Raw genomic sequence first — 13,463 nt, forward strand, 5'->3', positions numbered from 1 at the left:
TGATCTCTGCTGTTTATAAAGAATGGGCGCCAGCCTTGCCATGCGTGGCAGTTTGAAGAGCGTTCAATTACAGAGCCGGCCGACGAGCGCACATCCCAAGTATGGGAGCTCTTTTCGTTCCGGTTGGCACCGTCGACGCACATGTTGACCTGGCGGGAGAGGCCGAGGAGGACCCAAAGACTGTTTTCGGACGGCAAGACCGTGCGGAGCAGCTTTCCGAAGTGGAGCTCAACAGGCTCAATACAACTTCTCGGGGGAGCCCAAGGAGGCCTGTGGATGGTCTTTCCCTTGGTGGAAAACTCCTTCACAGAGGCTTTTGACCAGTAATGTACGGCGGTCACCCGAAAACAGGCGTGATTGTCGGCCCCGGATGCCATCATTGGTTGCATTGATTGAATGACGGTACTTATGCCGTGCCGTAGATGGGGGAATTCGATGAGTCTGTCCAACCGCGAGTATGTGGGCCGGGCCCTTGAGGCCTTGGCGGTCGGCCTCGAGCCCTACATCGCAACAGTGCTCTGTGAGGTGGCCCCCGGCGTGGAATGGACCAAGATCATCCAGCACAAGGACGAGAACGCCGGACGCGCTGCGCAAACGTACTCGCGCACTGATCTCAGCCTGCAGTTGCGCATCATGACTGAATCCATGGGGTCACTTGGTTACCCCTTCAACCTCCCGCACAATGCACGCAGCCACACCTCCGAGCTGCGGCAGGCACGCAACCGCTGGGCGCACAATGAAATCTTCGACGACGCCGATACCTTCCGGGCACTCGACACTGCCGATCGGCTGGCCAAAGTGATCGGGCTGGACCGAACGCACAGCCAGTTGGCTGCTCTTCTCGCCGAGTACCAGGACCGGTCTTCTCCCAACCGGGAACAACCGGAAGAAGACCAGCAAACTTTGCCGGCCGCCGTCGCGCAGCCCGACCTGCCGGAGGCAAGTGTTTTGGGTGAATCCGCGCTCCCTGCACCGGCGGCATCCGTTGCTCAGGTTGTTGTCGAGTTGACCACTGCAGATGCACTGAGCTACGCAATGGCCCATAACGGCTTCCGCTTCGTCAGGCAGGTCAAGATCACCAACGGGGGCGCGGAAATTCGTGGTGCCATTGTCCGGGTGGAGGCCTCCGCTCAGTCGGGTCGGATCTCCGGCGACTTTCAGCAGTACGTGGACCTGGCGGCCGGTCAGACCCTCACGCTCGATGACCTCAACGTCCCGGTTGAGGCTGCCACCATGTATGAACTTGCGGACCGCCAGACGGGCAAGGTGCTGGTGACCGTCCAATCACCGGGCGCCGATGCTGCCGGGGTGGAGTTGGGCCGTGCACAGACAGACCTGACGCTCCTGCCCGCCCAGTTGTGGATTGCTGGACGGGGGCTCGTTTCCTACGAATTCCTGGCCGCGTACGTGCAGCCGCACCACCCCAGCATCGCCAAGCTCATGTCCGAGGCCGCCGACATCCTCACCCAAACAACGGGCAGCGGCAGCTTCGACGGGTACATGGAAGACGGGGACCGGGTCGACCAGATCGTGTTCGCCATCGCCCAGGCCATGAGCGCCCGTGACGTCCGCTACAGCATGCCACCCGCCAGTTGGGGACTCGAAGGCCAGCAGGTACGCACGCCAGCGCAGGTCCTTGACGACCGTTTGGGCACGTGCTTGGACACCACGCTGGTCCTGGCCGCCGCTTTGGAATTCTGCGGAATCAGGCCTCTGCTCTGGCTGGTGGACGGCCACGCCTTCCTCGGCTACTGGCGCGAGGAAGGCAGCCTCAGCACTGCGGCCTCCGACGACGTGCCCGAGTTGGTCAGCCTCGTACAGAGGGGCTTTATCGGCCTCGTGGAAACCACGCTCCTCACCGGCAGTCAGCCGATCTCGGCGGTCGCACTCCGCAGCCGCCCGCTGAACCGTTACGTGGAAAGTGGCAATGATGAGATCAACGCGGTGACCGACATCAGGCGCGCCCGCCTCGATGGCATTTACCCGCTGCCGGCCAGGACCACGTCCAACGCCGGAACCTACACCGTGGTCAACTACGTCCCGGAAGCCAAGACTGCGCCGGCGCTGCCGAAGAAAGCGGCCTCAAGCGGGGGAGCGGCCCGGACCACATCCGATGTTCCATCCCGGGTGGTCCAATGGAAGAACGCCCTGCTGGACCTGAGCCTGCGGAACAGGCTCATCAACTTCACTGAAACGGCACGGTTCCCGCTCGCAGTGCCCACCGCGTGGATGGGCGCCTTCGAGGACCTCATCAGCAAGGGCACGTCCGTCAGCCTGCTTCCGTCAAACCAGATCAGTGCCATCCACCAGGAGCGCGGCGTCCGCTTCGGGCGAGACCTTCCCCAGGATGAACTCGCTGACCTGCTCAGCTCAAAAAAGGCCGTGTTCGCCGAAGTCAGCGAAGACGGCTACAGCGCCAAGATGCGCGGGCTCGCCTACAAGGCGAAGACCCAGCTGGAGGAAACGGGAGCCAACAACCTCTACCTGGCCATTGGCAGCCTGATGTGGGAGCTGGACGGCCGGGCGCTTCGGTCCCCGCTGGTTTTGGTCCCGGTGAAGCTGACTTCTGCAGGGAAGAACGGTCTGTACCGGGTCACACTCGATGAGACCGGCCAGTCAACGCCGAACTATTGCCTCCTCGAGAAGCTGGCGCAGTCTCACGACCTGCGCATCCCGGGCCTTGCCGAGCCGGTGGAAGACGGATTTGGAATCGATCTGGACGCTGCCTTCGACGCAGTGCGCGCCGCCGTTTCGGCCAAGGGACTGGCCTTCCGCGTTGAAAACACCGTGGATCTGTCTATGCTGCAGTTCGCCAAATTCCGCCTATGGAAGGACCTTGACGAAAACTGGAAGGAATTCAGCGCCAACAGCCTGGTCAAACACCTGATCAGCACCCCCACGGAACTCTATTCAGACAGCGTTGCCGTCTCGCCCGACGTCGACCTGGACGCCTTGGCTGCCCAGTGTCCAATACCAGCGGACTCGTCGCAGCTGGAGGCAGTCGCGTCTGCGGTCGCCGGCCACACGTTCGTCCTGGAAGGCCCTCCGGGCACCGGCAAGTCACAGACCATCACCAACCTCCTGACCCGCGCCATTGTCGACGGCAAACGGGTTCTGTTCGTCGCCGAGAAGCGGGCAGCACTCGACGTTGTCCAGAAGCGGCTCGACGACGTAGGAATGGGACCGTTCTCCCTTGACCTGCATGACAAGGGCAGCAAGCCGGCGGTGGTGCGGGCGCAAATCAAACATGCCCTGGAGCTGACCCTGACTGCCAATAAGCAGCAGCTTGAGACTGCCTCCACCGATCTTGCCTCAGCCCGGCGTGGACTGGTCCGTTATGCCCACAACGTCCATGAGGAGAATGGCGCGCAGCTTTCCCTCTACAGTGCGCGGACCAAGGCGCTGACCTATGAACCTGACCACGCGACGGTACCGCTCAGCCCGGAACTGACAGCGTCCTTGAATGACTCCACCCTGGACTCGGTTCGTCAGGTGTTCCGGGAACTTCCGGAATTCACCGACCCTGTCCGTCCTGAGCCGGACCACCCATGGCGGTTCGTCTCGGTTGCGGCGGGAGACCAGCAGGAGCAGCAGCTGCTGGCTGTGGGTCACCGCCTTAATGAGGCGCTGAAGGCCCTGCGGCCAACCCCTGGGCTTTCGTCTGTTCTGGACGCAGCGCAAACGCCGGCCGACGTCGTAACTTTCGCTACTCTGCTGCAGGACCGGGACGTCCCGTTGGGGACCCTGGATGTGGTCCGCTCCGGCGACTGGTCGGTTAATGCTGAACAGCTGGAGAAGCTGATTACGGCCTTTGCGTCCGTTCAGCATCCCGGCCTTGAACGCGTAGCGCCGGGGGCTATGGATCTTCCTCTGCCAGAGATCCTCGACCGTGCGCAGCAGGCCTCAGCATCAGGGTTCTGGGGACGCAAGAAGCGGCTGCTGGCAGTGGCCGCCGAACTGTCTCCAGTGCTTGTCTCTGGAGCTGAAATCCGCCATAAGGAGCTGGTGCCGCTGCTGGAGAAACTGGTGGCCGTCCAGCAGGAGGTCTCCAGCCTGCGGGCAACGCGGGGCTCTTTGCCTGGGCTACCTGCGGACCGGCAATGGAATCCGCTGACGCCGGACGCGCAAGCCGACCTGAGAGACCGTATTTCCTGGCTTCGCTGGGCCGCGCAGGCGGTGCAACCTAGCCCGGAGCGTGACGCCGTGAGCTTTCAGACTGAGCTCCGCACGTTCCTGAAGGATGCCCCAGACGTCCACCAGAACGTTGTCGGCTGGTTGCGGGAGCTTTCCCAGGCTTGGGAAGAATTCCTGAAAATCCAAGGTGTAGGCAGCGATGACCTGTGTGCGTGGACCGGGGAGCGAGGTTTTCTGGCTAGGTGGTGGGAAACGTCCGTGGCGAGGCGACTGGATGCGTCGGGGTCGGTCCCGCTGACGCGGTGGCTTGAGCTGGTCAGTCATGTCGAGCCGCTTCGTGCCGCGGGGCTGGTGGACGCGCGTATCGCCATCCTCGACGGCGAGCTGGAAGCGGATGACGCAGCAGCAGCTTTTGAACGCGGCTTGGCTGAAGGGTCGCTGGCCGAACGGCGCATTGCTACAGGGTTGGCCGACTTTGATGCCGCCGTGCACGAGCGCACCATCGAGCGGTTCACCTCGCGCGCCGAAACCGTGCGCGATCTGCTCAAAACCAACCTCCCAGCGGGGGTTCTGCGCTCTCGGACGGTCTCGTCGTCGTCGGTCTCGGGGCGCATGGGCGAGCTGCAACGGCAACTGACCAGGCAGCGGGGTGGCTTATCCGTCCGGAAACTGATGGAACACTACGCCGACCTCATCACTGGGATTATGCCCTGCACGCTGGTCAGTCCGGATTCGGTGGCGCGGTTCTTCCCGGCCAAGGCCGGTCTGTTCGACATTGTGGTGTTCGATGAAGCCTCACAGATCCGCGTTGCCGACGCTGTCGGTGCGATGGGCCGCGGTGCGTCCGTGGTGGTTGTGGGTGACAGCAAGCAGATGCCGCCGACGTCGTTCGCGGAGATTTCCTCCGACGCCGGCAGTGACGGCGACGCTGAGATCTCGGTGGTGGAGGATATGGAGTCGATCCTGTCCGAATGTGTGGAAGCGCGGGTGCCGCGGCAGTGGCTGTCCTGGCACTACCGGAGCCAGGACGAATCGCTGATCGCGTTTAGTAACCAGCAGTACTACGACAGCAAGCTTTCCTCGTTCCCGGGCCCGTCCCACGGCGCAGCAAATGCGGGTGTCCGCGGGCACGGCGTGAACTTCGTTCGGGTTGATGGCCAGTTCCACCGTTCGGGGCCGTCAAAGGTCCTTCGTACCAATCCTGTGGAGGCTGCTGCGGTGGTCGCCGAGATCCGCCGCAGGTTTGATGCTGATCCCGCAGGGACTCCCTCCGTGGGCGTGGTGACATTCAACCTGCAGCAACGCGCACTGATCGAAGGCCTGCTGCGTGACACGGAGGATCCTCGTATCGTCGCTGCCCTTGATGAGGATGCAGAAGGGCTGTTCGTCAAGAACCTTGAGAATGTGCAGGGTGATGAGCGGGACGTCATCTTGTTCTCCACGGGATTCAGCAAAAATGACAAGGGCTACCTGCCGCTGAACTTTGGCCCCTTGAACCGGTCTGGTGGGGAACGGCGCCTCAACGTTGCCGTCACCCGTGCACGCCGGCAGGTTATTGTCTTCTCCAGCTTCAACCCGGCCGATCTGCGCTCTGAGGAAACCAGCTCCGTTGGCATCAAGCACCTGCGGTCCTACCTCGATCTGGCCGAGCAGGGGACCGCTGCCCTGCCTTACGATGGGCGGCGCGCCGCCAGTATTGACCTGCACCGGGAAGAGATTGCCGATGCACTGCGGGACCGCGGGTTCGTGGTTGCAACAGACGTGGGACTGTCCGACTTCAAAGTTGATATCAGCGTTGCCGTTCCCGACAACCCGAACCGCCCGTTGATGGCCGTCCTTTTGGACAGCCCCGCGTGGGCTGCGCGCCGGACGGCGGGCGACCGGGACGGCCTTCCCCGGGATGTCCTGACGCGGATGATGCGGTGGCGGTCAGTGGAGCGTGTCTGGCTGCCGGCATGGCTAGCCGATAGTGAGGCTGTCCTCGATCGGCTGGAACTGTCGTTGCGGGAAGCCGCCAACGATGTTCTGGACGAACTGACGGTAGAGCCTGAGTCCCGGCTGGTCGCCAACCCGGAAGTAGTTGACGAACCGTACCGCGCTAATGCGGACGACAGCTTCACAGACACCTTGGGGACGTTGCCACTCTTCGAGGAGATTCGGAAACCTGTGGCCTCGCTGTCGTCAGAACGTGTTGATGCTGGGGTCCAGACTTACCAACCTTGGACTATCCAGAGATTTGGAGGCACCGACATCCTCGACAGCCTGCACTCACGTCGTTCCATGGCCGCTGTCCGGGATGCCATTGGTGTTGTTGTCGCGGCTGAGGGACCCGTGCACAAGGATCGGCTGGCAAAACTCGTATGTGCTGCATTCGGCCTCAATAAGGTCAACAGTTCCCGTGCGAACGCGGTACTTCGTCTCGTCGAACCGTCGGCTCACGTTATCGATGATGATGGCTTCGTCTGGGATGCGACGGTGGACAGGCGGGCCTGGAAGGTCTTCCGGCCAAACGACTCTGAGATCGTTCGCAAACCGGAGCACATCAGCCTTGTGGAGCTATGCAATGCCATGGTGAATATCGTGAAGGCGACGGGGGGCATTGCGGTGGATGAGCTGCATAGGGAAACGATTCAGACGTTCGGCGGGAAACGCAGGACGGCTGGCATTACGGCTCGCCTGAATCAGGGTCTGCAGTACGGCGTGGATAACGGACGGCTCCACCTTCAAGGGCACTCCGTGCATCTGCCTTAGCAGATGTCGCCCAACTACATGCGCTGGAGCAGACGGAGGCTGAGATAGCCCGGCACCGCCGTAATACTCGATCCTGCAGCCTGGTAGGTTAGCGGGATGAACATGGCATTCCTACTCATTCCCGCCAAGACTAATGGCGGGAAAGCGGTCTACATCCCCGATCACCACGTATTCAGTGTGTCGCTGGGCCAGCGAGAGGGCGAGGGGTGGTGTGTGGAAGTCGAAGCCGGGAAGGGCGAAGGCTCATGTCTCTATCGCGTCACGCCGTATATGGACGAGCGGAGAGACGCGGAATACGCCGTCGGAAGCCTTCTACAATGCTTAGGCCTGGGCGCCGCTGCCACGATTATCGGATGGGATGAAACCGAGTTTGTTCGAACTCCTCCTCACACGCGATCCCGATAAGTCGTTCAGTGGGGAGCGCCTTGAATCAGAAAGGACCAGATGACCACTCAGCCTAGTTTTGCCGGTTTTCACGTACTTTTTGGTGCCCTTCCAGACTTAGGCCTGGTATTCCGGATGTGCCGCCCACGATAAAGCGTTGAAGTCCGGAGGGGCCCAGTGTTGCGGATTCGATCGGCAATGAACTCCAAAACCAGCTGGCCAGCACGTTCGCCCACCTACGAGGCCGTCAGCCAGGAAGACGGGTCGGAAAATAGAAGGTGTGAGTCGGCAGAATTCTCCTTGCCCAGTCCGTCAGGTCCTGGACGAGTTTCGCTCTACACTGCTTGCAACCGGAGGCCACCGTGTGGCCTCCGGTTCTGAGCGCCGCTGCTGAAGCTACTTAGTAGAAGTCATCCAGCGACATCACTTTCTGTCCCAGTGGCGAATTGCCCGGGTAAGGGTAGCCCATCTCTCTGCAGCACACGGCGGCCAGTAGCTCCGTGTGGCGATAGTAGTTCAAGACTGACTTTAAGGTGGCATCGCCGATCTGAGGTGCCCTTTTAAGCTTGTGCTCCGCCGTCAGAAGATATCCGAGCGCACGGCGTGCAACCTCTTTACGAGCCGCATCTTCCTGGGCGATCCGCTTGATCGCCGCATCTGCACCATAGTTATTGAAGGCCGTTTGGACCCGTTGTCCGACCGCGGTCATATAAGCGGCAACCTCGGATTCTTGACCCTCTTGCTGCGATTCTCTCAGCTGGGGAGGTTCTGGAACATCGTCAATGTGGGGCAGCCGGAGGATCTCCCAGCCCGCGCCCCCTTCTATACGCTCCAGCACAGGCGAATCGCGTTTGTCGAGGAATACCTTGATCGATTCATCGTTGATCGTCGTAATCCAACTTGGCTCTGCATCAATCTGAGCAGACTTGATGCTCGTGCCACCCGAAGGGGGCCCGTCTACAATGACCGCCAAATCTAACCGAGGCGTGACCATAATCCAGCGACGCATCGTTCTCGCCAGGAAGTTTGCATCCGCCCGCTTAAGACGCCGGTCTTTGGCGGAAAAAACGCTAGATTCGGCCCAAATGTCACCATCTGCCAAAACCTCCACATGGTCTCCCGCCGGGATCGCATTGAGGATATTTCTGGCTAATTTGTCGGGAATTTGTCGGGCATGCCGTGACTGGTTGTACTCGTGCCAAGCCCATGCGGTACGCGGGTCTCTCTGCAATAGGTCGCTCATGACTGCAGCTTATGAAATCGGTTCGTCCCTTTGTTCAATGTTTGGCGGAAATTGCGTAGATCTTGAGTGCGTTGGACAAATGCTCCGGAGCCGAAATCACATGCATATTGAGTAGAAAAAGAATCAGCCGCCAGTCCGAGGAGGCTGAACCCGGCCCAGTCCTTACAGCTCCAGGGTGAACACCCACAGCAGCACGTCCTCGCCCGGCACGTACCAGTCCCGTTCGGGTGCGCGGCGGAAGCCCAACGACTGGTACAGATTGTGGGCGCGTTCCATAAACGTGGCACTCGTGATGCTGATCGCCTCGGTTTCGGGCAGCCGCCGGGCGTGCTCCACGATCTCGCGCACCACGGCCCGGCCCACTCCGCCGCCCTGGTGCGCCGGGTCCACGGCCAGCATCCGGAACTCCAGCTCCCGGTCCCGCGCGATCTCGCTGTAGGGCTGGCCGGCGAACGTCAGCGTCACCGCCGCAATCACCTTTCCGGCGGACTCTGCAACCCACACCTGCGCATGCTCGGCACGGTGCTCCACGTTCTCCAGCACGCTCATGTAGGGGTGGTCGGCCGCGAAGTGACCCGCCCGGGAATAGGCGTCACGGGTGATGCGGCGGACCTCAGGGAAGTCAGCCGGAACCGCCCGCCGCAATATCACAGTCACGAGGAAGCGCCGGAAGCGGCAGCCGTCTGCTCCACATAGTGGCCCAGCTGTGCCAAATCCGGTTGCGACGACGGGTCACCTACGGCATCAGCACCAACAGCATTCGCCGCGGCAAGCGCCCGGGCGTAGTCGAGTCCTTTGCGCAGCGCCAGGACCAGGGCGGCGCAGAACGCGTCGCCGGCACCCACCGTGTTCGCCACCAGCACGGCAACAGAAGGAGCTTCGGCCACCTTCTTCCCGTGCTCGAACATCGCCGAGCCGTCCCCGCCGTACGTCACCGCCACTAGCTTCGCGTCGGCGAGGGCCGGGATCAGTGCATACTCGCTTTCGTTGACGATCACCAGGTCGCACCGCTCGAGCATCTCCGCCGGGAGATCCATGGCCGGCGCCGCGTTCAGCACGAAGAACCCCCGCGCCTTCCGCGCAGCCTCCAGTACCACCGGCAGGCCCACCTCCAGCTGGCACAGGACCGCCTCCTCCGGGCCGAACTCCACCCCGTCCAGCGACAGGTGCGAGTTCGCGCCCGGGCACACCACAATCTGGTTCTCGCCGTCGCGGTCCACCACGATCAGTGCGGTCCCGGTCCGCTCCGGCAGGACGGCAACGTCGGAGGTTTCCACGCCTGCAGAAGCCAGGGCGTCCAACATCCGTTGCCCGGACGCGTCATCGCCCACGGCGCCGATCATCCGGGCGTGGCCACCCAGCCGGGCAGCCGCCGCGGCCTGGTTCGCGCCCTTGCCGCCGGGCTGCTCGGACAGCACCGCGCCGCCGATGGTTTCGCCCGCCGTCGGCAGGCGCCCGGCGGTGGCGATCAGGTCCAGGTTGATGCTGCCGACCACGGTGACGGCAGGAAGTGCATTGCTCATGGGAAGTCTCTCTCGCGGGGTGCCGGCTAAGCGGCCGGTTGGAGAAAAAGTGTAGCGCATGGTTGTACTAGCGAGTCATACGTGGTTGTATAACAACTCGACCGCGACCCCGAGAAGCGGTCCACCCCAAACCTGCACGAACAAAGGAGTTTGATGTGAACACCCCGACCACCGCGGCAGCCGCGCCGCCCGCGGACGCAACTGCCGCCGTCGTCCTTCCCGACGAGGCAGCCAGGCTCTCCGGCCGCCGCGCCGCCCTGCTGATCTCCTCACTGCTGCTGGGCGTGCTGTCCTTCCAGCTCAACGCCAGCATGGTCACCCCGGCACTGCCGCAGATCGCCGCGGACTTCGGCAGGGGCGCCGACGCCACCGCCCCCGTCCAGTCCATGTTCTTCCTGGCCGGCGCCATCGCCGGGCCCGTGATCGGCCGGTGGAGCGACTTCATCGGCCGCCGCGCCGCGCTGCTCCTGGTCCTGGGCATCATGGCCGCCGGAACCATCCTCTGCATCACCGCGCCCACCCTGGAACTGCTGGTCACCGGCCGGTTCCTGCAGGGCGTCTCCAGCGCCGTCTTCGCGCTCGCCTACATCGTCCTCAGCGAGAACCTGCAGGCCAAAGTGTTCGGCACGTCCGTGGGCATCATCGCCGCCATCAACGGCGGCATCGGGGGAGTGGACGGCTGGGTGGGCGGCCTCATGGCCGAGACCCTGGGCTTCCGCTCCATCTTCGTGGTGGTGCTGGTCCTGACGGCGGTGGCCGCCCTGTGCATCCTCCGCCTGGTCCCCGCCGGCCGTCCTTCCGGCATCCGCGGCGCGATGGACTGGTGGGGTGCCGGTTCGCTCTCGCTGTTCCTGGTGTTCCTGACCTACTTCGTCTCCGACGGCTCCTCCGCCGGCTGGACCTCGCCCACCGCCCTGGCCCTGCTGGCCGGCACCCTGGCCTCCTTCGCCGCGTTCTGGCTGATCGAGAAGCGCCGCCGCCACCCGCTCATCGCCGTGCACCACCTGCGCTCCCGCCAGGTGTGGCCGGTCATCGCCACCACGGTCCTCACCCTCGCCGGCATCTTCGCGATCATCAACTTCACCGTGGTGCTGCTCAGCCAGGATCACGACGGCGGCTTCGGACTCTCCGCGTCCGTTTCCGCTTTGCTGTTCCTCACCCCCGCCGCGCTGATCGGCGTGTTCGCCGCACCATTGGCGGGGTGGCTGGCCGACCGGCGGGGCTGGATCAAGATCCTGCGTTTCGGCACGGGACTGAGCCTGGTGTGCGCAGTGGTTGCTGCGCTGTTCTCCACGTCGCCGGTGACCGTCCTGGCTGCCGTTGCCTGCCTGGGCATCTTCTACAACGGCCTCTTCCTCACCGCCATCAACGGGCTCTCGGTGCTGCTCTCGCCCAAGGAGGCCCCGGCGGCGCTGCCCGGCATCAACGGCGCGTCCTTCGGCATCGGGGCGAGCCTCGGCGTCGTCCTCGTGGCGCCCTTCGCCGCCCAGGCCACGGCCGCCGGGTACGCCACCGCCCTCTGGATCTCGGTGGGCATCACCGCCGCCGCGTTCATCGTCAGCCTCTTCGTCGCCGCCCCCAAGGGCGAGACGCTCTAACGCTCTATCCCCTTCAAGGAGACACCATGACCACCCGCCACCCGATCTACCTGGACTGCGACACCGGGATCGACGACGCCCTCGCCCTGGCCTACCTCCTCGCCTCGCCCCTTGCCTCCGTGGCCGGGATCGGGACCGTGAGCGGGAACGTCAGTGCCGCCGTCGGCGCCCGCAACACCCTGGACCTGCTGGCGCTGGCCGGTGCAGCCGATATTCCGGTGGCGCTGGGCGCGCATGATCCGCTGGCTGCTTCCTTTCACGGAGGGGCGCCCTGGGTGCATGGGTCCAACGGGGTGGGCGAGGTTGAGCTGCCTGCATCCGATGCTTCGCTTGCTGCCGGGTCCGCGGCGGAGATGCTGGTGCGGTTGGCACGGCTGTACCCGGGGGAGTTGCGGGTGGTGGCGATCGGGCCGCTCACCAACCTTGCCCAGGCTCTGACGCTGGACCCCGCGCTGCCGTCCCTGGTGCAGTCCGTGACCATCATGGGCGGTGCCGCGCTGGCGCCGGGCAACATCACGCCTGTTGCCGAGGCGAACATCTGGCACGACCCCGAGGCCGCCGCCCTGGTGCTGGCCGCCGACTGGGACGTGACCCTGGTGCCGCTGGACGTGACCATGGCGTCTGTGCTGGAGGAAACCCACCGGCAAGAGTTGCTCGCTTCTGCCGGGGCGGTGCCGCGGGCGCTGGGGGAGATGCTGGGCTACTACTTCCGGTTCTACGAAGGCATCTACGGCCGGCCCTGCTCCGCGATGCACGATCCGCTGGCGGCGGCGCTCGCCGTCGGGGCCGTGAAGCCTGCCCTGGCACCCGTGGTGCGGGCCGCCGTCGACACCTCGGACGGACCGGGCCGCGGGCAGACTGTGTGCGACATGCGCGGGCTGTACTCGGGCTACCCGCCCGTGAAGGGCGCGCGGTGCCGCGTGGTGCTGTCCCTCGAGGAGGACTTCGCGCCGCACCTGGTCGAGACGCTGCTGGGCCACTTCGAAGGCACGACGGCGGCGCTCGCCGAGGCGGGGTCAGTCGCCTGACGCGACCCCCGGCACAACCTTGGTGCGCGAGGGACTTGAGCGGGCCTTCTTATGACCCGGAGACCGGTCCGGAGGTGTCAGGGGCGATTTACTGGGGCTTCTTGGGCACCCAGCGCTCCCCGAGTTCCGCGCTGCTTGGGGGAGGGGCGGAGAGCGCTTCTGCGCGCGGATTGGCGCGGAGTCCATCCATCAGGACATCCAGGTAGCGGTGGCGGACGGCTGCGGTGCGTGCGTCGTCAAGAAGACGGATGGCAGTGAGCTGTTCAAAGATCATGGGAATATCGTTGGCGTCGGCATCTGCCCGCAGCGTTCCCGCTTCGAAAGCGCGGTTGAATATTCTCTCGCCCAGGGTGCCTGCCTGGGCGGACAGTTCGCCGAGCTCCGGGGTTGGCGTGAAGGTTCCCGCGAGCTTGACGGTCAGGGCGTGGACGTCGGCATCGACGATGCCCCGGACGAACTCCTTGAGCGCGGTGAAGGGGTCTGGCTGTGCATCCGAATGCCGCTCGGCTACGGAGATGAATGTTCTAAGACCGTCCGCGCAGAGCTTTTGCAGGAGCTGTTCCTTCCCCGGATAGCGCCTGTAGAGGGCTGAAATGCCCACGCCCGCGGCCGTGGCTACTGCCGCTACTGGTGCCTGCGGATTTTGCAGAAAGACGGTCCGCGCCGCAGAAAGGATTATCTCGTCGTTGCGGGCTGCCTGGGCCCGGCGGCCACTGAGACGCGCGGCGTCACCAACTGAAGCTGGGAAATCCTGCGGAGTGCTCATGGGTCAAGACTAGCACTTGAACGGAACGCTTTGTTC

At 63.9% G+C, this 13,463-nt stretch carries 7 protein-coding genes; 3 read left to right on the forward strand and 4 right to left on the reverse strand.

Annotation, left to right across the window (positions count from 1 at the left end; genetic code table 11):
• Positions 1-435 precede the first annotated feature (435 nt).
• Positions 436-6,885: a DUF3320 domain-containing protein gene (locus VXJ37_RS04710; RefSeq protein WP_331321910.1), complete on the forward strand. Its 6,450-nt coding sequence runs from the start codon at positions 436-438 to the stop codon at positions 6,883-6,885.
• Positions 6,886-7,669: 784 nt separating this feature from the next.
• Here VXJ37_RS04710 and VXJ37_RS04715 read toward each other — a convergent pair.
• The 3 genes from VXJ37_RS04715 to VXJ37_RS04725 form a co-directional block, all read right to left on the reverse strand.
• Positions 7,670-8,512, reverse strand: a complete 843-nt coding sequence (locus tag VXJ37_RS04715; RefSeq protein ID WP_331321911.1) for a hypothetical protein — start codon at positions 8,510-8,512, stop codon at positions 7,670-7,672.
• A 162-nt stretch (positions 8,513-8,674) separates the two neighbouring features.
• The gene (locus VXJ37_RS04720) at positions 8,675-9,160 is read right to left on the reverse strand and encodes a GNAT family N-acetyltransferase (RefSeq protein ID WP_440589778.1); all 486 of its coding nucleotides are present in this window, start codon (positions 9,158-9,160) and stop codon (positions 8,675-8,677) included.
• Positions 9,161-9,165: 5 nt separating this feature from the next.
• A complete protein-coding gene (locus VXJ37_RS04725) occupies positions 9,166-10,035 on the reverse strand; it encodes a ribokinase (RefSeq protein ID WP_331321913.1) in 870 nt (289 codons plus the stop codon).
• A 155-nt stretch (positions 10,036-10,190) separates the two neighbouring features.
• Between VXJ37_RS04725 and VXJ37_RS04730 the strand changes: the two genes are divergently transcribed.
• On the forward strand, positions 10,191-11,633 hold the full coding sequence (locus VXJ37_RS04730; protein ID WP_331321914.1) for an MFS transporter: 1,443 nt from the start codon (positions 10,191-10,193) through the stop codon (positions 11,631-11,633).
• Positions 11,634-11,659: 26 nt separating this feature from the next.
• Positions 11,660-12,661 (forward strand): nucleoside hydrolase, encoded by a 1,002-nt coding sequence (locus tag VXJ37_RS04735; RefSeq protein ID WP_331321915.1) that lies wholly within the window; start codon positions 11,660-11,662, stop codon positions 12,659-12,661.
• 88 nt (positions 12,662-12,749) lie between these two features.
• Here the strand turns inward: VXJ37_RS04735 and VXJ37_RS04740 are convergent, their stop codons facing one another.
• Entirely contained in the window at positions 12,750-13,427 is a 678-nt protein-coding gene (locus tag VXJ37_RS04740) for a TetR/AcrR family transcriptional regulator (protein ID WP_331321916.1), read from the reverse strand.
• Positions 13,428-13,463: the final 36 nt, after the last annotated feature.

It is taken from the genome of Pseudarthrobacter phenanthrenivorans (genome assembly GCF_036455295.1).
GTDB lineage: Bacteria > Actinomycetota > Actinomycetes > Actinomycetales > Micrococcaceae > Arthrobacter > Arthrobacter phenanthrenivorans_C.